Annotated in this window: 13 protein-coding genes; 6 read left to right on the top strand and 7 right to left on the bottom strand. The window is 40.4% G+C overall.

Annotated elements, in window-relative coordinates; all coding sequences use genetic code 11:
* The first annotated feature begins 102 nt into the window (after window positions 1–102).
* The gene (locus FRX45_RS13460; RefSeq protein WP_152268957.1) at window positions 103–1,485 is read left to right on the top strand and encodes an AGE family epimerase/isomerase; all 1,383 of its coding nucleotides are present in this window, start codon (window positions 103–105) and stop codon (window positions 1,483–1,485) included.
* Here the strand turns inward: FRX45_RS13460 and FRX45_RS13455 are convergent.
* Window positions 1,451–2,584 (bottom strand): redoxin family protein, encoded by a 1,134-nt coding sequence (locus FRX45_RS13455; protein ID WP_152268956.1) that lies wholly within the window; start codon window positions 2,582–2,584, stop codon window positions 1,451–1,453. The genes FRX45_RS13460 and FRX45_RS13455 overlap by 35 nt on opposite strands.
* Before the next feature lie 74 nt (window positions 2,585–2,658).
* On the opposite strand from FRX45_RS13455, the gene FRX45_RS13450 reads away from it, so the two are divergent.
* Window positions 2,659–3,765 carry a TolB family protein gene (locus FRX45_RS13450; protein ID WP_226805369.1) on the top strand — a complete coding sequence of 369 codons (1,107 nt, stop codon included), beginning with the start codon at window positions 2,659–2,661 and terminating at the stop codon, window positions 3,763–3,765.
* Complete coding sequence (locus tag FRX45_RS23575; RefSeq protein ID WP_226805366.1) at window positions 3,762–4,163, top strand: TolB family protein; 402 nt, start codon at window positions 3,762–3,764, stop codon at window positions 4,161–4,163. Before FRX45_RS13450 ends, FRX45_RS23575 begins: the two co-directional genes overlap by 4 nt.
* Window positions 4,164–4,313: 150 nt before the next feature.
* Here FRX45_RS23575 and FRX45_RS13445 read toward each other — a convergent pair whose 3' ends face one another.
* Window positions 4,314–4,862 (bottom strand): LOG family protein, encoded by a 549-nt coding sequence (locus FRX45_RS13445; RefSeq protein WP_152268955.1) that lies wholly within the window; start codon window positions 4,860–4,862, stop codon window positions 4,314–4,316.
* Window positions 4,863–5,026: 164 nt separating this feature from the next.
* On the opposite strand from FRX45_RS13445, the gene FRX45_RS13440 reads away from it, so the two are divergent.
* Window positions 5,027–6,550: a sodium:solute symporter gene (locus tag FRX45_RS13440; RefSeq protein WP_152268954.1), complete on the top strand. Its 1,524-nt coding sequence runs from the start codon at window positions 5,027–5,029 to the stop codon at window positions 6,548–6,550.
* Window positions 6,551–6,803: 253 nt separating this feature from the next.
* Entirely contained in the window at window positions 6,804–7,499 is a 696-nt protein-coding gene (locus tag FRX45_RS13435; protein ID WP_152268953.1) for an LOG family protein, read from the top strand.
* Window positions 7,500–7,697: 198 nt separating this feature from the next.
* On the opposite strand, the gene FRX45_RS13430 is transcribed toward FRX45_RS13435, so the two are convergent.
* Window positions 7,698–11,027, bottom strand: a complete 3,330-nt coding sequence (locus FRX45_RS13430) for a VCBS repeat-containing protein (RefSeq protein ID WP_152268952.1) — start codon at window positions 11,025–11,027, stop codon at window positions 7,698–7,700.
* Between the two features lie 119 nt (window positions 11,028–11,146).
* Between FRX45_RS13430 and FRX45_RS13425 the strand changes: the two genes are divergently transcribed.
* A complete protein-coding gene (locus FRX45_RS13425) occupies window positions 11,147–12,100 on the top strand; it encodes a hypothetical protein (protein ID WP_152268951.1) in 954 nt (317 codons plus the stop codon).
* Window positions 12,101–12,113: 13 nt separating this feature from the next.
* Here FRX45_RS13425 and FRX45_RS13420 read toward each other — a convergent pair whose 3' ends face one another.
* The 4 genes from FRX45_RS13420 to FRX45_RS13405 form a co-directional block, all read right to left on the bottom strand.
* Window positions 12,114–15,371, bottom strand: coding sequence for a VCBS repeat-containing protein (locus tag FRX45_RS13420; RefSeq protein ID WP_226805364.1), 3,258 nt, complete (start codon window positions 15,369–15,371; stop codon window positions 12,114–12,116).
* A 90-nt stretch (window positions 15,372–15,461) separates the two neighbouring features.
* The gene (locus FRX45_RS13415; RefSeq protein ID WP_226805362.1) at window positions 15,462–18,791 is read right to left on the bottom strand and encodes a VCBS repeat-containing protein; all 3,330 of its coding nucleotides are present in this window, start codon (window positions 18,789–18,791) and stop codon (window positions 15,462–15,464) included.
* 103 nt (window positions 18,792–18,894) lie between these two features.
* Window positions 18,895–20,547: a RagB/SusD family nutrient uptake outer membrane protein gene (locus FRX45_RS13410; protein ID WP_152268950.1), complete on the bottom strand. Its 1,653-nt coding sequence runs from the start codon at window positions 20,545–20,547 to the stop codon at window positions 18,895–18,897.
* Window positions 20,548–20,568: 21 nt separating this feature from the next.
* Complete coding sequence (locus tag FRX45_RS13405; protein WP_152268949.1) at window positions 20,569–23,562, bottom strand: SusC/RagA family TonB-linked outer membrane protein; 2,994 nt, start codon at window positions 23,560–23,562, stop codon at window positions 20,569–20,571.
* Window positions 23,563–23,783: the final 221 nt, after the last annotated feature.

Below are 23,783 nucleotides of genomic sequence, written 5' to 3'. Positions count from 1 at the left end.
AAAGCGATCAATACCCTGGTTCGTGTCCTTACAAACCAGCTTCTAGCTTCCGTTTCGCGGAGACACGAAACAGGGCGGCAAAAAAAGAACTAAATCAATTGTATGAAATACGTACTCTTCTTCCTTTCACTTTTTTTACAACATACAGCATACACACAGCTACAAACTTTACCTCCAAAAAACAAGAAAGCGGAAAGCATGCAGATTGCCATGGCAATGGAAAAGAGTTTGCAAAAAGAATTACTAAACATCTGGTATCCCCGGTCTTTGGATACCGTATACGGAGGGTTTATAAGCTCCTATACCTACGACTTTAAACCGTCACCCAACCAGGATAAAATGATCGTAACGCAGGCACGCCATACCTGGGTTAATTCAAAAGCCGCTGAATTATATCCTTCCGTTGCATATTATAAAGCAGGTGCAAAGCATGGCTTTCTTTTTCTTAAAGATGTAATGTGGGATAAAATTTATGGTGGATTTTATACACTGGCAGATCAAAAAGGAAATGTAAAGAACAACGGTTTTGCAGCAAAAGAAGCCTATGGAAATGCATTTGGTATTTATGCACTTGCCGCATATTATAAAACATCAGGTGATACCGCCGCACTGAATCTCGCAAAACAGGCATTTGCATGGCTGGAGAAACACAGCCACGATCCGGTCTACAAGGGATACTTTCAGCACATGCAAAGAGATGGCACGCCTGTTAAACGAACCGCTGATATCCCTTCTGTTTCCGATCTTGGATATAAAGACCAGAACAGCTCTATTCACCTGCTGGAAGCTTTCACCGAACTGTACCAGGTATGGCCCGACCCGTTATTGCGCGAACGCTTAAACGAAATGCTGCTGCTTATCAGGGATACTATTACTTCTCCCAAAGGAAATCTTATACTTTTCTTTCAGCCCAACTGGACGCCCGTTTCGTTCAACGGCTCGGATAAAGAAACTATTTTGAAGCATCGCTACCTCGATCATGTTTCTTTTGGTCATGATGTGGAAACCGTCTGGCTTATGCTTGAAGCGTCCCATATATTGGGAATTGAAAACGACAGCATCACCCTTCATAAGGCAAAGCATATGGTGGATCATGCTTTGCGCAATGGCTGGGATAACGCTGTTGGAGGATTTTATGATGAAGGCTATTATTTTAAAGGTAATGATAAGATCACGATCATAAAGGATACCAAAAACTGGTGGGCGCAGGCAGAAGGAATGAATACCTTGTTATTAATGGCCGATCTTTTTCCAAACGATCCTTTACGATATTTTGAAAAATTCCAACAACTCTGGAGCTATACCCAAACCTACCTTATTGATCACGAATACGGCGACTGGTATGAAGGCGGATTAGATAAACAGCCCGAACTCAAAAAAAGTTTAAAGGGCCATATATGGAAAGCCACTTACCACCACTTCCGTTCATTAAGCAATTGTATTATAGCACTCAATAAAATCGGCCCAGCAGCGGATGCTCAATGATGGTTTTTTTCATTTGCAGCGGATCAATGATCCCCTGTTTGGCATATACAATTTTACCTCCGGGTTCCACCAAAATAGTATAAGGCAGTGCGCCCTGCCAGTTAGGGTCTACCGCTTCAATAAGCTGGTACTTATCATCTGTGCTGAAAATATAATTGGCATTGGAAGCCTGTTGCTTTTGAAGGAATTGTAATGCTTTCTCCTTTTTGGCAGGATCATCGGCGCTGATGCTGATGAATTCGAAATCTCTTTTGCGGTACATCCTGTTCATGGTTATAAATTCCGGGAATTCCGTAACGCAGGGACCACACCAGGTAGCCCAGATATTAATTAAACGCAGTTTACCGGATTCATTCTTCAGCAAATTTTTTATTCCTGCTACATCAATATCGTTCAACTGCACCGGCTCTTTTGCCCACTCCTGCTGTGCCTTAACAATCCAATCGCTTTTTTCTTTCCATTTTGCAGAACAACCAAAAACCTTTGTAGTGGGCGTAGTTACTTCCTTATTAGCAAGCAAAGCTTCTATAGCATTCCGCGTATCAAAATACTTCGGTGTTTTGGCAGGATTTTCCACATCGTCTATTCTTCCCTGGAAACGGAGTTTGCGGGTTTCATCAAAAATAAAAACATGCGGTGTAACGGCAGGTCCGTAAGCTTTTGCTGTTGCCTGCGTATCGCCATCATATAAATACGGAAAATTGAATTGCTTCTCTTTGGCACGGATCTTCATCTCCTCAAAGGAATCGCTTAAATCTGTATAGTCCAGCTCACTTAAAGTAATGGACTTTGGATCATTGGGCATAATGGCAAGAACAGCAACGCCTTTATTAGTATACTCATCGGTGAGTTGTATAATACGATCTTCATAAGCCTGTGCGGTAGGGCAGTGATTACAGGTAAAGATGATGACCAATATTTTACTGTTGCTGAAAGACGCAAGTGTATATGTTTTGCCATCAACAGCCGGCAATGTAAAATCGGGCGCAGAGGCTCCTATAGCAAGGGTTTTATGCTCCCGGGGCGGTTGGGCATAACACTGAGAATACTGCAATAAAAATAAAATGCTCAGCAGGAAAACTACAAATGAATGCTTCATAACTGAATATTTTACTAAAAGTTACCATTTTTCGGCATTACAGCTTATATTAATAGACCTAAATAAAATTGCACATGCTAAAAAAATTTGCCTTCTTTATTTTAATGTACAGCATTACGCTGGTAAACCCTTCACTGTTTTCGCAAACAGCAATGGGCATATTTAACGGGCATGGCGATATTGGAGCGGTAGTAAAGCCCGGCGAAGCCACCTACATCGCAGCTACACGCCAGTATGTAATTTCTGGCTCCGGTTATAATATATGGGGCGATCACGATGAATTCCATTTTGCGTGGAAAAAAATAAAAGGTGATTTTATTGCGTACGCCCGTGGGGAATTTGTTGGTGCAGGGGTAGAAGCACATCGCAAAATTGGCTGGATGGCGCGGAAAAGTCTTGAAGGAAATGCGCCGCATATTAATGCCGTAGTGCATGGAGACGGGTTAACTTCATTACAATTCAGAAAAACCGCCGGATCGGCTACGGAAGAAATCCGGTCAGCGCTTACCCACGCCAATATCATCCAGTTGGAGAGAAAAGGAAATGTGTATACGATGCGTGTGGCAAAATATGGCGAACCATTTGTTACAACACAAACGGAAGCCCTTGATTTGGGAGAAGAAGTTTATCTCGGCTTGTTTGTTGGCTCGCATAATGCGGATGTTATAGAAACCGGCGTATTCAATGATGTACGCATTTGCATTCCTGCATGGGATGGATTGGTTCAGTACCGGAACTACCTGGGAAGCCATGTTGAACTGCTTGACATCGCTACCGGTTCAAGGGAAATCGTATACACATCTCCCAAATCGCTGCAGGCGCCCAACTGGACAACAGATGACAAATCCTTAATTTACAACAGCGAGGGACTCATGTATAATTTTGATCTTGCTACCCGTAAACCCTCATTACTCCCAACCGGCGAAGTAAAAAATAACAATAATGATCATGTGCTTTCCTTTGATGGCAAAATGCTTGGACTAAGCAGCGGTGTAGGGGATTTAGGCGGATCTATTATTTATACAGTACCCGTAGCCGGTGGTATTCCCAAACAAATTACGCCCAAAGGTCCATCTTACCTGCACGGATGGTCGCCAAACGACCAGTTGCTTATATTTACCGGTCGGCGAAACGATGAATACGATATTTATACGGTTCCTTCCAATGGGGTAAGGAAGTGAGATTAACCACAGCCAAAGGATTGGACGATGGCCCTGAATATACGCCCGATGGAAAATATATTTATTTCAATTCCGCCCGCACTGGCGCTATGCAGCTATGGCGCATGAAAGCAGATGGAAGCGAACAGGAACCTGTTACAGACGGAACCTTCTATGACTGGTTCCCGCATGTATCGCCCGATGGGAAATGGATCGTATTCCTGTCTTTTTTAAAAGAAGAGGTGGAAGCGGAGGATCATCCTTTTTATAAACACGTATATCTCCGGTTAATGCCGGTTGCGGGCGGAACGCCCAAAGTAATTGCTTATGTATATGGCGGGCAGGGAACCATCAACACGCCCTCCTGGTCGCCAGACAGCAAAAGGATTGCTTTCATCAGCAATTCGGTGATTAATTAATGTCCAATGCCCTGGTTCGTGTCCGCACGAACCAGATTCCCACCAATGCCCTGACTTCCGTTTCGTGGAGACACGAACCGGGGCGGTAAAAAAATGCTCACCTTTGCCTTTTCACCTCTCACAAAGAAGATATAGCATAATATGGTTAACTTAACATGAGTCGTTTATACTATTCATCAATGCTTCAGGCGTATCGCTAAACACAATATGATTTTTTGACTTCCTGTACGCGAAATTTTCTGCTTCTATATTTTGTATATGTGCCTCCAGGTGTTTGTAATAGCTGGAAGTGTTTAGTAAGAATATTCTTTTATTATGAATTCTTAAATTGTTCCAGGTAAGCATTTCAAACAACTCATCAAGGGTGCCGTAACCGCCCGGTAAAACAATGGCTGCATCGCACAATTCATACATCAGCTTTTTTCGCTGATGAATAGTATCGGTAATAATAAGTTCTGTTAACCCCGTATGCTGTTGTTCCCATTCTATAAGCATTTGAGGCATAACGCCGGTTACGCTGCCGCCATTCTGTAATGCAGCATTGGCTACCGCCGACATCAACCCTTTGTTGCCACCTCCATAAATTAATTTAAGCCCGGCTTCCGCTATCAGCTTACCGAGTCGTGCCGCATCTTTTTCGTATTGCGGATTGGCACCAGGTTTGGATCCGCAAAAAACCGTTACCGCCTTAATTTGCATAAACCTTATTTTGTACTGCAATGATACGCAGTAACACGCTTGCATGTCTGTTTGCGTTTAATATTCTGCTACTGTAGAAAATGAAAGTTGTAATATCCCCATCACGTGATGCAATCAATAAAAAATAAAAGTTTTATCTTTCCCCCTAACTTTAATTATACCATATGTCTCCATGGCTGCTTTTTTCATTTGTAGTAGGATACTTTGTTTTGCTTTTAGTGGTGGCTTACTACACTTCACGAAACTCCAATAATGATTCTTTTTTTATTGGCAACAGAAGTTCCAACTGGATGCTGGTGGCTTTTGGTATGATCGGCACATCCTTATCGGGCGTAACATTTGTATCAGTACCGGGAACAGTGGGTGGCGCCGGCTTTGCCTATTTCCAGGTGGTTATCGGGTATTTGATTGGTTATTTCCTGATTGCATTTATTCTTCTGCCCTTGTATTACCGGTTGAATCTCACATCCATTTATAATTACCTCCAGCACCGCTTTGGAATGATCTCTTACAAAACAGGGGCACTGTTTTTCATCATTTCCAGAACATTAGGCGCAACAGCCAGGCTATATCTTGTCATCAATATTCTACAGATCTTCATTCTTGATAACCTTGGAATGCCTTTCTGGCTCACTACCATTATTATCCTGCTGATGATCATCCTGTACACTTTTGAAGGAGGCGTTAAAACCATTGTATTTACGGATACGCTGCAAACTTCTTTTATGCTGCTGGGATTGGTTGTATGCACCATCTTTATTATGAACAACCTGGGTCATAGCTTTTCAGGAACACTGAATGAGTTAGGAAACCTCGGCATGACTAAGATCTTCAATACGGATATTAACAGTTCATCTCATTTTCTGAAGCATATTATGGGAGGCGTTTTTATTACGGTTGCCATGACCGGGCTTGACCAGGAAATGATGCAAAAAAATATCAGTGTTAAAAACTTGAAGGACTCCCAAAAAAACATGATTACTTTCAGCATCATTATGGCATTGGTAAACTTCTTATTTCTTTTCTTAGGTGGTTTGTTGTATATTTTTGCGGCCGAAAAAGGCATCAATGTTGCGCCTGATGATCTGTTTCCTACTGCCGCGCTGAGTTATATGCCAACAGCGGTATCCATTATCTTTATCATCGGGCTCATCTCTGCTCTATTCCCCAGTGCCGATGGAGCATTAACAGCTTTGACCTCTTCATTTTGCTTAGACATCTTAGGTTTAAAAAGAAGGGAAGACTGGAGTGAATCCCGCAGAAGAAAGATCAGGCTGGCTATTCACTTCACTTTTGCTTTTATATTTTTTATTATCGTGCTGGGCTTCAAATTGGTTGATAATAAATCAATCATTGATGTAATTCTGAAAGTAGCAGGCTTCACTTATGGGCCTTTGCTTGGTTTGTTTGCGTTTGGCATCCTTACCAAAAGAGTCATCAACGACCGGCTATCCCTGTTTGTCTGCCTGCTGGCTCCTTTACTGATCCTTGGCATTGACATGATCAATAACATTGAATGGTACCAGCCGCAAATGAATCTGAGCGGGCAATGGGTTGAAAACATCAAGTCCCTTTCCAACTCCCTTTTTGGTAATTTCAAAATTGGCTACGAACTGCTGATCTATAACGGAATGCTCACCTACCTTGGTTTATGGGTCATTTCAAAAAAACCTGCTTCCACGAACTAAATTTTTATAAACTGCGTTATATCAATGAGCGGCCACTGCATGAGCGGTGGCTTTGCTATCTGTGGCTGGGTTGATGTGAAATGGGTAAATCGTGAGTTGTGAATTGTGAGAAGTGAAAGGTGAAACGAGAAAGGTGAAAGGCTCCCCCTCTATCGTCTCTCTTTTATCGTCTCACGTCAGGATAAACATCCAGCCAAAATTTGACTGACATAGCATCGGTAGAATACAATTTTTGTTCAAAAAGTAAAAAAGTATGAATGCAACCCTTAAAACTTTGAAGGAAAGACACTGGAAGGAAAGCATGGCCCACAGCAGTTGGCAGATATTTAAAATTATGGCCGAATTTGTGGAAGGCTTTGAAGCATTATCCAAGATAGGTCCCTGTATATCTATATTCGGTTCGGCCCGAACAAAGCCGGGCACTGTGTATTATGAACTTTCTATAGAAATAGCACGACGGCTTTCGGAGGAAGGGTTTGGCGTTATAACCGGTGGCGGCCCCGGCATTATGGAAGCAGCCAATAAGGGCGCTAAGCTGGCTAACGGTAAAAGTGTTGGGTTAAATATTGATCTTCCGTTTGAACAACGTCCCAATGATTTTATTGATAAGGATAAGCTGTTGAATTTTGATTATTTCTTTGTGCGCAAAGTAATGTTCACCAAATATTCGCAGGGCTTTGTTATGATGCCCGGTGGATTTGGTACCTTAGATGAATTTTTTGAAGTAGTTACTTTAATACAAACAGAAAAGTTCAGGCAAATGCCCATGGTGCTGGTAGGCAGAAAATACTGGCAGGGCCTGATTAACTGGCTCGAAGATGTAATGCTGGTGGAAGGCAATATCCATCCTGAAGATCTTGCCTTATTTGAAATTGTTGATACCTCGGAAGAAGTGGTGAGCTATATGTTAGACTATTATCGTACGAGGCAACTGGCGCCGAATTTTTAATTTGCGGCAATGAGCTTTCAGCGGTTAGATCCCGGGTTCAGGGTTCAAGTTGCAGGTTTCAGGTTTTAAAGAGTGCTTCAGATTTAGAGCTTAAGCTTTCGGACTTTATTGGTATTTGCTATTTGCTTCTTGAGATTTTTCCTGCCCATAGCTCAAAGCTGATTGCTGACAGCCCCTTCGGATTTATCTTTCCAACCTTCAGCGATTCCTCTTAAATACCTGCACTTCATCATTGTTCTTGATAAAAAGTATAGAAGAACTTTTTTTATTATTTAACTGTATAATATCCCTTACTTCTCCTTTAACGGTCATGCCGGTTTTTGCATTGGGCACAAAAGTATAGTTACCCTTTTCATCTCCTTTGAGGAAACAGCTATAGCTGGCATCGTACCTGCCTATTTCCGGTTTTACACCAAAAAAATTACCACCCAGCAAAATATCGGTTAATCCATCCCCGTCAAGGTCGTTTGTTAAAATACCGTACGTGGGAGAGAACTGTGCATGCAGTGGCAGGGGCTTCAAAGTAAAATTTCCTTTGCCATCGTTTATAGCAATACAGGTATTAAACTGTTCCGCTTTTCTTATAATGGCTCCTTCAAGTTCCTCTTCCGAAAAAACCTGGTGAATGGTTTTGCCCGCATAGTCTGCATACTTCAGAAATTTCTTTTTTAAACCGGGTAGTTGCATTACTATATCACCACGCAAAGGCAGGGGATAAGATATACTGTCTGATTTATAATAGCACAAAACAGATTCCGTTTGCCCGTTCTTATCAAAATCCTTCACATACAATTCTACAGGATGAGCAACATCGCCCTTTATTTTTGAATTCAATCCCAGGTTGCCCATTACAAAATCAACATTCCCATCACCATTAAGGTCTGCAGTCTGAATGCAATTCCACCATCCCCTGGAAAACGGCAGCTCGCTTTTTACTAATTTACCGTTTGTGTTTTTAAATATGGTTAAAGGCATCCAATCGCCCACCACCGCAAGCTCAGGCTTCCCATCATTATCCGTATCTGTCCAGCGGGCATCCGTTACCATTCCAACGTTCTTTAGCCCCGGCGCATAATTGTCCGTTTGGTCTGTAAATTTGCCGGCGCCGTCATTCACTAAAAGAAAAGAGTTGGGTGTTAAACCATATTCACCCGGTAAAACACGACCGCCTATGAATACATCTATATCGCCATCGTTATCCATATCCGCAATCCTTGCACAGGATGCAGTAGTAGTAATTACAGGCAGGTTTTGCGGTGCATAGGAGAAATTTCCCTTACCATCGTTTAAAAACAGGCGGGGCCGCAGGGTTGCAGTCGTTCCTTTATCTTCATTACCGCCATATACAATCAATAAGTCGTTATCGCCATCTTTGTCCGCATCAAAAAATGCAGCACCTGTTTGATCGGTTGTATTGGCAATAGCAAATGCCTGTTGCTGAGAACGTATCAATGTTCCGTTAGCCTGCTGAAAAAACAATTTTCCAAAATCTGATTTTGCACCTCCAATAAAAATATCATCTAATCCATCCGCATTTACATCTGCCACGGTGCATTTAGGACCTTCCATTGAAATCATTTTCGGCATCAGCCTTTCCCTGTCAAAATCAATAAATAAATTTTCCCTGTGCGCCGAGCCACCAGAAATGAACTTTGCTGAAACATCAGTGTATAATGGGTGTGCCGGTGGTTGCTGCACAAATTTTTCGTTCGCTTCTTCCTGTTTCAGCAATAGGGTTGTATTGATACTTACATTTTTTAAAGTTTGCTTCCTCATATCCGGCCATACCACTACCAGAGAATCAATGCTGACGTTATTGCCCAAACCAACCACCAGCACAGGATCTACACTGGATTGAAAACCACGCGAAAGCATTTGATACAGGTTGTGCACCTGCCCGCCGGCATACACCGAAATTTTTGCTCCTATACCCAGCCTGTTCTCACCCGCTCCCTGCAGCTTCACTTTTAGATATGCGCTATGCAATTTTTGTGTTGCGTTGTTGCGGTACACAAAAGCCTCCATATTCACATTATTCACCACAAGGTCTAAATCGCCGTCATTATCCAGGTCGCCATAAGCGGCGCCATTGCTGAAACCGGGCATGCCCAATCCTAATCGGTAGGATTGATTCAGAAAGGACAGGTTTTTCTGATTGATAAAGGCGTAATTGGGTACGGAGTTAGAAGCAATAGAATCTAAAAATTCTTTAAAATTAAATTTCCCTTCTGTTATTACCCGTATCCTGTTTTTGTCGTTCGCTAAAAAATCTATGAAATCCTTGTTGGTGATGTCTTTATAAATACCGTTGCAAACCAGTATATCTTTCCATCCATCATTGTCAAAATCAAAGATCAAAGCACCCCAGCTCCAGTCGGTTGCTGCCACATTGGCCAAAAATGAAATCTCCGAAAAAGTGCTGTCTCCATTATTCAAATGCAATGCATTCTGAAGATACTGGTAATAAAAATCTCCCTTCACTTTAGCATTAAACACATCGTAATCATCGAATTGGGTAACCGTTTTTAACTTGTAATCATCTTCCGGAAGCATTTCGGTGGTGAAGATATCCGGTCTGCCATCGTTATTAATATCGGCAATATCAGATCCCATGGAAGCAAGGCTAAGATGTCCTGTACTTTCTTCTATGGATTCCTTAAACGTTCCGTTTTTTTGGTTGATGTAGAGATAATCCTTTTCAAAAAAATCGTTGCTTACATAAATATCCGGCCACTGATCGGCATTTACATCTGCCACGCTAACGCCCAGTCCAAAACCGATTTCACTGCCATATATACCCGCTTGTTCACTTACATCGGTAAATTTTCTCCGCCCGCCCGCATCGTCATTCCTGTATAGCTTATGTCCTCCTATGGAGTCGCGCACATTGCGGATGTTTTTGTTATAGCCAAAGCTGGCAATAGGTCTGAAACTATTATTGAGTATATAGCAGTCTAAGTCGCCGTCAAGGTCGTAATCGAAAAATACAGCATGGGTGGTCAATCCTCCCTTTTCTTCCAGTCCGTATGGTACGGCTTCTTCTTTAAAAGTTAAATTACCCTGGTTAATAAACAATTCGTTGGCGCGGTCATCGCCTTTAATATTACCGGAATTACACACATATATATCTAAAAGCCCATCTCCGTTCACATCCGCCATTGCTACGCCAGTGCTCCAAGCCTTTGATCCCCCTACTCCTGCTCTTTCGGTTATATCTTCAAACCGCATATCGCCTTTGTTCAGGTATAAATGATTCTTTCCCAGGTTGCTGGTGAAATAAACGTCCGCCAACCCATCGTTGTTAATATCACCTATGCCAACACCGGCCCCGTTGTAAAAATTCCTGTAATTAAAAACATTAAAGCTGGCATCTTCCTTTAAATCATTACGAAAGCTGATACCGGTTTGTGCTTTGTCCATTTGGGTAAACAAAGGATCTGCGGGCGGAACATAAGCGTTCTGTTTGTTTTTGCAGGCGCCGAATAATATTATACAAGCGGCTATATAATGATAAGATGGTTTGAACATACGCAATACAAAATACAGGCAAATGTATGATTCACTGCCAAAACATAAAAAACCTAAAAAATCATTTCTGTAATATTGCAGGGGATATCTGTTTAAGAAATTTTGAATCTGCTTTATTTATGCCGCGATATAATAAGAAATGGCTGCTCTTTATAATAATCTCTCTCTCGGTTATCATTGGTTGCCTGTATATTTTTATACCTGATTCCGTAACGCTAAAAAGCAATATAAACATTAAAGCTACCCGGCAAGGAGTTTACAGAATGTTGCTAAACGAAGAAAGTTTGAATAAATGGTGGCCTGGAAACGTAAACAAAGCCTCTGCTAAAAATATTTTTTTGCTGGGCGGTTATTCCTACAAGATAGGCAACAATAATATTTCATTACTGCCTGTTACTATTACAGGCAACAGATCTCAATTAAACACATCGCTTTATTTAATTCCACTGCAAAGGAACGTTGTACTGCTTCAATGGATAGGTGAATCTTCAACGTCCTACAATCCATTTAAAAGATTTCTTGCATTCAGGGAGGCAAAAAAAATAAACAGGGACATGGATACGATTCTACAAAAAATGGGGTCCTTTTTATCTCAGCCAAAAAATATATATGAGCATGAAGTCCATCACTTATTAATTGTTGATTCAACTTTCATTTCTACCATTGATACTATCAGTAGTTATCCTTCTACAGCGTTTATCTACAACCGCGTCAATAAGTTAAGAAGCTATGCCAATGCGCATTCAGTAATGATATCCGGATACCCAATGCTTAATGTTGATGCATTAGACAGTATACATTACATTGTAAGGGTTGCAGTTCCTTTGCCTAAATCACTTCCCTCATCGGGAGACATTTATGAGAAGAGGATGCCGGTTAATGTAAATATTTTAATGATGGAAATAAAAGGCGGAACCAACACGGTTTCCAACGCGTTTGAACAAATGCTTAAATATGTAAGCGATCACCATCAAACCATACCGGGTATCCCTTTTTATTCGCTTGTAACCGACAGGAGCCGGGAGCCGGATACCAGTAAATGGGTGACAAGAATTTATTGTCCTGTAAGATAGTGGTTCATGGTATTCATTTACAGGAGGTTGTAAATTTAAGCAGCATTGCACTGTCATTATTCTTAGCAAAAATAAAAGATTCCATTCCTGATATGCTTATTGGCTTTATATGACGCACCTCGCCTTTTATAACTACCCCATTTAAACTTTCACAAGTTAATTTTCCATTTCCCTTATTGATTAAAACCGATCCATAGTCTGCATCATACCTGCCGGAAGCAATATTATTTTCATAATAATTGCCTCCCAGTAACAGGTCAGGTAAACTGTCACTATTGGCGTTTACAATTGCGGCATCCCGGTATGTGGTAAGTTGCGCCTCCCAGGGCAAAGGCTGAACGGAAAAATTAAAATTGCCATTATTGATTAATAGAGCGTTGGAGAAATAATCCGCTGATAATATCACCGCGTTTTCTATTTTCCCGGGAGAAAAAATATCCGTCAATGTTGCTTTAGCAAAATCTTCCGCGTAAAAATACTTCTTCTTTAATAAAGGTATTTGCTTTTGCAATTCATCTTTACCAGCAAAAGGTATTTCCTTCCCCTCTGCATAATAAGTAAGTACTTGCTCTCTTTTGCCGTTGTCATCAAAATCATTAAAATAAAGCCGGACTGGTTGCTGTTCAGAAGCATGAAGCCGGCTATTGAGGCCAAGGTTACCCGCAACAAAATCCATATCGCCGTCCGCATCAATATCCACGGGTAATATAAAAGTCCACCAGCCTTTTTTATCCGTCAAATCTTTTTTGGTAAAAAATCCTTTAGTGTTTAGAAACGCGGTTATGGGGCCCCATTCGCAACTAACGATCAGATCATTGTCGCCATCCTTATCCAGATCAAGCCATACCGCACTTGTTACCATGCCTGTTTTTGATAGTTCCTTAGCATTGGTTTGGGTTACATCAACAAATTTACCCGTTCCGTCATTCTGCAATAAATAAGAAGTTGGGATTTCCCCATAGTTCCATGGCGCTGCCCTTCCTCCAAGAAATAAATCAATAAAACCATCACCATTAAAGTCATTGAATGCAATGCATGACGCGGTTGTATATTGATTACTGAACGGATGTTGTGATTTTATAAAATTTGCTTTACCGTCATTCAGATATATACGCGGCAATAAATGTTCATCAGTACCATAATATTCGTTGCCGCCTGAAGCAACAATCAAATCTATATTTCCATCATTATTTACATCGCCCCATACTGCGTCTACATCTTCATACATACTATCCTGCAGCAGACAGGGCTGCGACACTTTTAAAAACACAGCACCCGGTTTTTGTAAAAACACAGCACTATGAAAGGTTTTGGAAGCGCCGATAAAAACATCTTCCAGTCCATCGTGATTGATATCCGCTACAGCCAAAGCGGGGCCTTCGGCTGAAACCATGTGGGGCATTAATGGTTCCCGGTTAAATTCATTAAACCTGTTCTCTTTATGAACAAAGTCAAGTTGTGCCTCTTTGGCGATGTTTGTAAAGGGTCTGCTGTCCTCTTTACGGAAATCAGTAATTGAACTATAATTAAAAGGAGGTAAACCCTTAGCATAAGTAAACGCTGCCTGGCGGATTGCCGGTTGTATAGTAATTTTTTGAAAAGAATTATCGGGCCACACCAGAAAAGCGGAATCAACCCTTGTTTGCTTAAGCCCGATATACAATGGCATTACCATACACGACATAAATCCCTTTGCAGGGTTATTTTCATAGGTCCGTATTCCGTCATTAGCAAATAAAAACAATTTTGTGCCAATTGCATCCCTGTTCCTCTCAGGCCCGTTTAATTTAATAGATACAAAATCTTCATTTGTTTTCTGAACAGATTTATTTTCATATAATAATACAAAATCATTAATATTATTTACCACTACATCTAAGTCCCCATCGTTATCAAAATCTGCATACACCGCGCCATTTGAAAAGGAGGGCTGATCATTTTCTATACCGCCCTCCATGTCCTGGAACCGGAGATTTGATCTATTCTTATAAATCTTATTGGGAATTTTTATTTCAGGATATTTTTCAATCAGTGTTATATCCTTATCCTGTATTTCGTTATTTCTTACCTTTTTCTGTATTTCACTGTTATAAATGAAATTAACGTAATCCATATCATTCAACCGTTTGGGAATTCCATTGGAAATAAACAAGTCTTTCAAACCATCGTTATCAAAATCCATCCATAAAGGGGCCCAGCTCCAATCTGTTGCGTATACGCCCGAATACAAACCTGTTTCACTAAACATTCCATTCCGCCTGCTGTATTGAAGGGTATTGCGCGAATACTGATAATTATAGCCAAAAGAAATTTTATCATAAAAAATATCGTAGTCATCATCTCCTAAAGAACGTTTTAATATATATGGATCCGATGGCAGCATATCAACCGTTATTATTTCCGGATAGCCATCATTGTTTGCATCTGCTATATCCACTCCCATTGAAAATTTACTGGTATGCATCAGCCTTTGTGCATTTTCATCAGCAAACGTTCCGTTTTTCTGGTTAATGTAGAGATAATCATTTTCATGAAAATCGTTGCCTATGTATATATCCGGCCAGCCATCGAGATTAATATCACTTACAGCTATACCAAGCCCATACCCTATAGCAGAACTATTGATACCGCTATGCCTGGTAACATCGGTAAAATAATCTTCATCATTGCGGTATAAGCGGTCGCCAGACAAGGTATCATAAGTTTCCAGAAATTTCTTACGTGGGGCGAATGACCCATCGTGGTGAATAGCATGATTGAGCAGGTACATATCAAGGTCTCCATCCATATCAAAATCAAAAAAAGCAGCCTGCGTACTGAAACCTGAAAAATTTAAACCATATTGCCGGGCCTGATCTTCATATACCGGGATGTTATTTTCCAGCCCTTTGCAAATCAATAACTGGTTGGTACTTTTTAAATCTGCAAACCTCCCAACCTTACAAATATAAATATCAAGCCACCCGTCATTATTAATATCAACAACAGATACGCCCGTTGACCAACCATGATCCTGGGGAACTTTCGCCTCAATCGTTACATCCTTAAAATGCAATTTCCCTTCATTCAAAAATAATTTGTTATCTCCCTGGTTGGAAGAAAAAAACAAATCTATCAAACCATCATTGTTAAAGTCTCCCGCTCCTACACCAGCACCATTATAAAAGTACATGTAATTAAACATGTTTAAATCGCCGGAAGGAGTAAGGGTGTTATTAAAGTTCAATCCGGTTATATGGTGCTTTATTACTTTAAATAAAACAGGTTCCAAAGCCTTATTTTCATGCTCACATGCTGAAAAAAAGAAGGTTGCTGCACTTAAAACAAAAAAAAGGTTGCGGATAGTCACAAGTGAACTAAATTATTTTGGTTGATCTGTTGTGTGTAACTTGTAAAGGAGCGGAAATTCATTATTCTGAAGGAATAAAACATACGTGCCCTTTGCGTTTTTTATTGTCGCAATATCTCTCAGTTCTCCTCTCAGGTTTAGGCCTGTTCGATTGGGGGGCTGCCAGGTAAACTTTCCTTTACCATCATTTATTAAAATATCTCCAAAACTTCCATCTAATTTTTCAAACTGTGGCAGCAATCCGAATTGATTTCCGCCCATAACCAAATCAATATAACCATCTTCATTTACATCTATAGGAAGAATGGCATTTATACAGGACAGCTGCACCATCCGCGGCAATTCCTGTATACTAAACTGTCCATCCCCATTATTAATGGCCATACAGGAAAGAGTATAGTCAAATTTTTTAACAATACAGTCTTTCATCAATTCGCCAGGAAAAAGATCCTGTACGGATTTAGTCGCATACTCCTGGTGCTTTAAATTATTCTTTTTAATAAATGGCAGTTGCTCCTGCATATCTTGTTTTAAAAAAACAGGCATATCCCTGTTATTTACAGTATAGGATATTATTTTATCAAGGGAGCCATTCTTATCAAAATCGTTTATCCATAATTTTACCAGGTTAGCAGAATCGGGCCGCAAATAAAAATTTTTTCCCATATTGCCTAATATAAGGTCCTGCCTGCCATCGCCATTTACATCTGCAGCAGCTACTGTTTGCCACCAGCCAAATTTATTACTGATATTGGTTTTAATTTCTTCAAAATGATCTCCATTAAAGGAAAAAATTCTCGGCCCCATCCATTCTCCCACTATGATCAATTCTTTCTGTTTGTCTCCCGACACATCTTCCCAAACTGCACCCGTAACCATACCAATATGCGCTATATCGGCATTTTTTGTTTTAGCGATATCCTTAAAATGCCCTTTACCATCGTTTATGAATAAATAGCTGTCTGGATCCTTTCCATAAATACCCGGAAAACTCCTTCCGCCAATAAAAAGATCATCAAAACCATCATTATTAAAATCATTGGCAATAGCAATGGCAATATTCATACTCATATTGGGGAAAGCTGAAACGTTAATCGTAAAATTTCCCTTACCATCGTTTGAAAATAACCGAAGCTGCAACTCCCTGCTGTTGAGGCTGCTCGAATTTCCGCCAGAACAAAGCAGCAAATCCGCATCCCCATCATTATCATAATCAAAAAACAGAACTGCTGTATCTTCGAATTCAAAAAAAGGATAAAAAGCCTTTTCTTCTTTCTTTTTAAATTTTCCGTCTGCTGTTTGCAGATAAAGTTGACCAGGACTCCCGGAGGCCCCGCCTATATATATATCTTCAAGCCCATCTCCATTTGCATCAGCAACAGCGGCTTTCGGACCCTCGCGTGAAAGCACCTTTGGGATGGCACGTTCGGCATAAAAATCCACATAATTATTTTCAATATGCTTATCAAATCTGGATTCTTCGCTGGTAAAAAAAACTGGGAGTATTTCAGATGGCTTTATACTCCATTGATGTGTATTCTTTTCTGATTGTTCTATTATATGAACCTTATTAATGCCGGGAGAAATGAAAGTAACTGCAGTACGATTCGGCCAGATAACCATCATCGAATCTACTTTTGCATATTTACCTAATCCGAAAATAAGTTTATAGTCAACAGAAGACTGAAAACCACGGCTGGGTACCAACTCACGTGTAAGTGTTTCAGTTCCAACAAACAATTGCACTTTACTGCCTATCGAAAAAGTATTTTTCCCAATGCCTTTCAGCGAAACACCCAGGTAATTGTTTTTATTGATTTCCCTGGAATTATTTTTATACACCGAACAAAGCTGGTTTTCATTATTGACAATTAAATCCAGGTCCCCGTCATTATCCAGGTCGCCATAAGCAGCACCATTGGAGAATGTAGACTGCACCAGTCCCCATTCATTTCCGATATCCGTAAACTGCAGATTCCCCTCATTTCTGTAAACTTTATTGGGGATAGAAATACGCGGAATTTCTTTTAAAACCTTATCTATTTCATTTTTCTTTCCACTTATTACCATCTTTTGTATGACCTCGTTGGCAAAAAAATCCATAAAGTCAAGATTGGTTACATCGCGGTTTACACCGTTAGATACAAATAGATCATTCCAGCCGTCATTATCCATATCAAACATTAATGCACCCCAGCTCCAATCTGTAGCAGCCACACCACTATACCGGGCGATATCAATAAATTTTCCGTTCTGATTATTGAGTTGTAAACAGTTCTTGGTGTACTGGTAATAAAACCCTGATTCAAGCTTGCTGCTAAAAAGACTGATATTATCGAATGATCCCATTGTTTTAAGCCGGTAATCACTCTCGGCCAACATATCCGTTGAAAACAAATCCGGATATCCATCATTATTAATGTCGGCAATATCCGCACCCATGGAAGAATAGCTTGTATGTTGAAACCAATCTTCCAACTCATCTTTAAACGTTCCGTTTTTTTGATTCACATACATGTAATCTTTCTCGTACGAATCGTTTGAAACAAACACATCCGGCCAGCCATCATTGTTGATATCACCTACCGATACACCCAAACCAAAACTTATCAGGCCACCGTGAATACCGGCTTCCCTGGTTACCTCTTTAAACATACCATTATCGTTTCTATACAAATGATCTCCCCCGCCCTTTAAAAAATCGGCAATATTCCAGGCGCTGTCCGGTAAGTCTCTTTTACTGGCGAAATTCAGTTGGTTAATAGGAATAGGGCTATTATTGATCATGAAACAATCCAGGTCCCCATCCAGATCGTAGTCGAAAAAAGAAACCTGTGTAGTATAGGCGGAAATGTTTAATCCATATTTACCGGCAGACTCTGTGAAAGTCAGATCATGGTTATTGATATATAGTTTATTCCTCCGGTTTCCGTTTCGCATGTGCCCCGAATTACAAACATATATATCGAGCCAGCCATCTGCATTTATGTCAGCCATTACTACACCTGTGCTCCACATGCTATCCTGCCGAAAGCCAGAGGTGGCCGTAATATCATCAAAAGTAAAGTTAGACCTGTTTAAATATAACTTATTTTCTCCCGTATTGGAACTGAGCAATACATCGCTCAATCCATCATTATTTATATCACCAATTGCTACCCCTCCGCCGTTGTAAAAATTTCTGAATAAAAAACTATTGTCAAGTTTCCCGTCCTCTACATTATTCATGAAACCGATACCGGTATGCTCCATTAATTCAAACAGTCCCTTTTTGTATTCATTACTGCACGAGATGCCTGCCATTAAACAAGCAATGACTATATATGCATTAAAATATCTCATACCATGGCTTATCTTGCTTAATAAAGATCATTAATTTTCATAAAAAACATAAGACCATTTTTCAATGGCCTTATGTGTAATAAATATTTTGTGAGCAGCAATACTAATTATATCCCGGATTTTGCTTCAGGTTGGGATTTGCCGCCAATGCAGTAGAAGGTATTGGAAATACCAGATGGGCCGCATCTGAAGCCGGTTTAAGCGCCCAGGGTTTCATAAATACGCCAAAGCGGATCAAATCAGTTCTTCTAACAATTTCCCAGTACAACTCCCTGCCTCTCTCCGCAAGTAAAGTATTGGGGTCTGCAACATCATTTGGATTAACAAGTGGCATAGCCGTCATCGGAACCGCACCCCTTGCCATCCTTAATTCATTAACTATGGCCAAAGCCCCTGCATTATCCGCTGCAGCAGCTCTCATTTTTGCTTCAGCAACCATTAGAACAACGTCGGGATATCTGAATATCATGGTCCAATTTCCGGCTGTACCACCACCATAATTTTTTCCATTACCAGAGAAGTCGGGCACATATTTCACAACACGAATACCTACGTCTTCCAGAAGCGGACCTGTTTCCTTCAAGTCTGGAGAGAAATTTGTATTAAAAATCAGCAGATTCCCTTTCCTGTCTTTTACTTTTGTGCCATCTTCATAATATTGCTGGCCTATCAATAATCCCGGCCTTATACCGGAAACATCCGTGCATCCCTTATAAAATCTGCCGCCAATTCTTTTATCTAATAATGTATCCGCCGGTGTTTGAGTAGGAGTTGAATTTACTCCAAAAGAATTATAAAAATCCGCAACGGTTGAAAAGCCATTCCATCCAGACTGCGGTGCTAATGGCTCATAAGAATTATAATGCAGGGTAGCCCACCACATGTTATGTATGCCCGAATTATTTGTAGCAACACCTGAAGTATTAGGATAAGCAAATATGCCTTCTTTAGAAGTTGAATTGGTCGCACTGAAATTATCAAAATAGTTATTGCTATAAGCATATTTTCCACTATTCATTATTGCAGTTCCCAGTGTTATTACTTTTTGCATGTCGGCATCGTCAAATGTTGGCTGCTCCCTGTTATTAAACGCGCCGCGATTTAAATACAATTTCATCAGCAAGGTGTTTGCTGCATCTACATTAGCCAGGCTCATGCCATTGGTTGCGGGAAGGTCGGGGATAATGGTAGTCAGTTCGTCTATAATAAAACTAACGGCGCTATCTCCCGAATATACTTTGGGGGCATTTAATAAGTTGTCTCCCGGGTTTCTAAAGGGATATTGTCCGAAAAGATCCAATAGTTGATATAAGGATAAAGCCCGTAAAAATCTCGCTTCCGCAGCCTGTGCTTTTGATGGGTTAAAAGCCAGTACATTGGTGGCATCAAAATTCAATTTATTCAGCGAATTGAATTGGCCTATTATTATATCTATTCCATCAGCGCCGAAGGTATGTTGCTTTAAAGCGCGCCATTTGCCATTATCATCCCAATCTCCGGCACGGGTAGGCACCACGCATTCATCCGCCGTTACCTCCTGTAGCGCTAAAATATTTCCCGGATCGGAGTAGGGACCGCCAACGTCATTGTAAGCGGTTTGCAATAATAACTGGGTTCCGTTGGACCCTAAAGCATTAGACGCCTGGTCATTATTTAAGGTGCTGTTTAAACCCTGGTCAAGTTTTGTGCAACCTGTTGTAAAAGCAGCGGCAACAATAAATAATGTTGGGTGCTTTATAAATTTATATAGATTCATAATTGCTTTTTTATACTATTATTATAATGACATATTAAACCCAAAATTTATTATCCTGGGCGTAGGATATGGTATATACTCAATATTTCTCGAAGGATAACCATTGTTGTTTTTATCAACATTTACTTCGGGGTCAAACCCTGTAAACTTAGTAATGACAAATAAGTTTGTGCCTCCAACAAAAACATTCAAATTCCTAACGTATTTTCCCAAATCCCCGAATGCATAATTGAGCGTTGCATTCCTTAATTTGAAATAATCTCCTTTTTCCAGGTACCTGCTGGATACGGCAACACTTGCATTTATATTTTCTGCCGAGCCAATAATAGAAGCATCTACGTTTTTACCGTTTTGAAGATTGCTGATATTAGTTACACTATTAAAGGTATTATTATAGATATAAAACCCGGATGCGCCACCCGCGTTTAATCCCAATGATAATTTATTATAGGTAACAGTGGTTGCAAATCCAAATAAAAGATGTGGATTTGGGTCGCCCTGGAACGTAGGGTCGTTGGCGATAGTCTGCTGCCCGTGCTGATCAAATCCGCTAAACTGCTTTAAATAAAATATATTAACAGGATGGTTATTGCCGATAATCTGCGAAAAAGTGCCTGAAACGCCCTGCCCGCTTATAATAGCAGTCTCAATATCGGCCTGTGCAAAATCCTTTAGTAAATTTTTATTATACGCAATATTAAAACCAGCATCCCAGGTCAAATTTTTATTTGATATAATAGAGCCGCCAATTGAAAACTCAACACCGGAATTCATTAAATGAGCAGGTAGGTTAATAAAGAAAATAGAAGCCGGAGCCGGTTGAATGGCCGTACTCTGAAATAGAATGTCCGTTGTATTTTTATTGTAATAATCAAACGAACCATAAATCCTGTTTTTTAAAATCCCGAAATCCAACCCAATATTTATCTGAGTCGTCTTCTCCCATCTCAAATCCGGGTTGGCCACATTACTTTGTCCAATACTATTGTATGATCCGGAATTAAACTGCTCCAAAGATGCTCCCGCCGGAAACTCCTGATTGCCTGTAGCTCCCCAGGATGCGCGTAAGCCCAAATTAGATATGACCGAACTGGATTTTAAAAAATCTTCATTGCTGATCATCCATTTAGCTCCTACAGAGGGGAAAAAGCCATACCTGTTATTTTTCCCAAACTTGCTTGAACCGTCAGCCCTGATAGTTGCTGTTAAATAATATTTATCAGATAAATTAAAATTAGCCCTGCCAAAATAAGACTGAATTTCAGTGGTAGGATCTACATAAGTAACTAAAGGGGTTTGCGTTTTAGCATTCTGGAAAAAGCTTGTATATAAAATAGGAATCCGGCTTGCCTGATCCAGGTTAGTATTAAACTGAGAGGCAAAAAGAGCCGAGTTTCCATAATTCGTCTTCCAGTATTCATACCCGGCTACCGCGTCAAATCTGAGATTATCCGTAAGATTAGTATTATAACTTAAGGTGTGCGTAAAAGTTTGAGATGTTAAAAATGCTTCTGAAATAGCGGCAACCCCAATTCCCGATACACCATTAATGCCGTCAATCCAGCCATCAACATCCGAATTTCTTTTTCCCGTACCATGATTAATGGCGTACAAAAATTTATATTCAAGGTCATTGGTAATTTTCAATGCGGCGGAAATATTTCCCAGAAAAACATTCACATCGGCAACATCATTATAACCATCAGTTACCGCAAGCGGGTTGGGAACCGAATTGGTAGCCGGGGCAAACATTCCATCACTGGTTCTAAAAGCTGCCGTTGGGTTCCAGTTCAATGCATAAGAAATTAAATTACCACCAGCGCCGGCGGTATTGCTAACCAGTCCCATGTGCTCCGTGGTGTGGCCTGCAATCAAGCCAAAACCAATGGTCAATCGCTGATCCAGAAATTTATATTCCCCTGTAAAATTGCCAAGATATTTATCCAATGAAGTTTTTTTAAGAAACCCATTATTCCTGGAACCCAAAAAGGATGCTCTAAATTTGCCTGTTTCATTTCCGCCACTTAAAGCCAAATTGTATTCCTGCGATAAAGAACTTTGAGTAATAGCCTTCAATGCATCAACCGATTCCCCATGATCAAGTGAAACAGATAGCGTGTCAAGGCTATAGGTATGCAGGGCAGTTCTAAATTGGTCGGATGACAACACTTTATATTTATGCATATAACCTGCTGCAGCCCCAAATTTTGACCCGAATTCAATTTTTGTACCGCCCGAAGCACCTCTTTTGGTCGTTATCACAATTATACCATTGGCGCCTCTTGAGCCGTAAATGGCAGTGGCAGAAGCATCTTTCAGAACATCAACCTGCGCTATATCATTAGGATTGATATAGAGCAATGGGTTAGATTCAGGGGTTGTTCCAAAATCTAATCCTGAACCCCCTCCGAAATTTAAGCTTGGTTTTGCTGTCCTTCCATCCAAAGGCACACCATCTACTACATACAGTGGATTATTGCTTGCCCTGATAGAATTATTTCCCCTTATTTTTATGGTAGTAGCCGCGCCAGGCTGCCCACTGTTATTCGTTATTTCAAGTCCGGCAACTTTACCTTGTAAAAGCTGATCGGGTGATGCAATAACACCCTGGTTAAAATCTTTTGCCTTAACAGACGCAACAGATCCGGTAATATCCTTTTTACGCGCCGTACCATAGCCAACTACAACCACCTCATTTAAGCTGGAACTAGACGCTACAAGCAGAATCGTAAGATTATCGGAGTCAATTGGCACATCCTGATCTTCATATCCAACCGATGAAACAGTTAGGATTTTAGCGGATGTGGGAACCGTAATTTTAAAGTCTCCGTTTACATCCGTTGTGGTTCCCGAACCCGACCCCTTAACCTGAAGCGTTACGCCAATTATGGGCGAACCGTCTTTACTGTCGGTAACCTTTCCCGTAATGATTTTATTTTGAGCGGATGCAGTGAAAGAAAATAGTAGCAGAAGCAGCGGCAATGCTATGCATTGAAGCAAACGTTTTGGCGCCATAAAAGTAATATTAGAGTTTGAAGTATATAATTTTCCCAATTCTAAATGTGTAAATAATACACACGTACCACAATTTAAGCTTTTTTTTATTTTTAAAAAAAAATAAGAACAAGTATCATTTTCAATAAGCCCCCGTTATTATTTTAAAAAATCTGCTCCCGGGAAAATCAAATGCATATATTCGGGGCGTTTTTTTATCACCCTCCCTTTATACAAATATT

The organism is Agriterribacter humi, assembly GCF_009192765.1.
In the GTDB taxonomy this organism is placed as follows: domain Bacteria; phylum Bacteroidota; class Bacteroidia; order Chitinophagales; family Chitinophagaceae; genus Agriterribacter; species Agriterribacter humi.
This window is presented reverse-complemented; position numbering and strand designations above follow the sequence as displayed.

Coding starts and splice junctions, on each gene's coding strand:
- FRX45_RS13460 (WP_152268957.1), top strand. CDS start 103: ATGAAATACGTACTCTTCTTCCTTTCACTTTTTTTACAACATACAGCA.
- FRX45_RS13405 (WP_152268949.1), bottom strand. CDS start 23,562: ATGGCGCCAAAACGTTTGCTTCAATGCATAGCATTGCCGCTGCTTCTG.
- FRX45_RS13410 (WP_152268950.1), bottom strand. CDS start 20,547: ATGAATCTATATAAATTTATAAAGCACCCAACATTATTTATTGTTGCC.
- FRX45_RS13430 (WP_152268952.1), bottom strand. CDS start 11,027: ATGTTCAAACCATCTTATCATTATATAGCCGCTTGTATAATATTATTC.
- FRX45_RS13435 (WP_152268953.1), top strand. CDS start 6,804: ATGAATGCAACCCTTAAAACTTTGAAGGAAAGACACTGGAAGGAAAGC.
- FRX45_RS13440 (WP_152268954.1), top strand. CDS start 5,027: ATGTCTCCATGGCTGCTTTTTTCATTTGTAGTAGGATACTTTGTTTTG.
- FRX45_RS13455 (WP_152268956.1), bottom strand. CDS start 2,584: ATGAAGCATTCATTTGTAGTTTTCCTGCTGAGCATTTTATTTTTATTG.
- FRX45_RS13450 (WP_226805369.1), top strand. CDS start 2,659: ATGCTAAAAAAATTTGCCTTCTTTATTTTAATGTACAGCATTACGCTG.
- FRX45_RS13415 (WP_226805362.1), bottom strand. CDS start 18,791: ATGAGATATTTTAATGCATATATAGTCATTGCTTGTTTAATGGCAGGC.
- FRX45_RS13425 (WP_152268951.1), top strand. CDS start 11,147: ATGCCGCGATATAATAAGAAATGGCTGCTCTTTATAATAATCTCTCTC.
- FRX45_RS13445 (WP_152268955.1), bottom strand. CDS start 4,862: ATGCAAATTAAGGCGGTAACGGTTTTTTGCGGATCCAAACCTGGTGCC.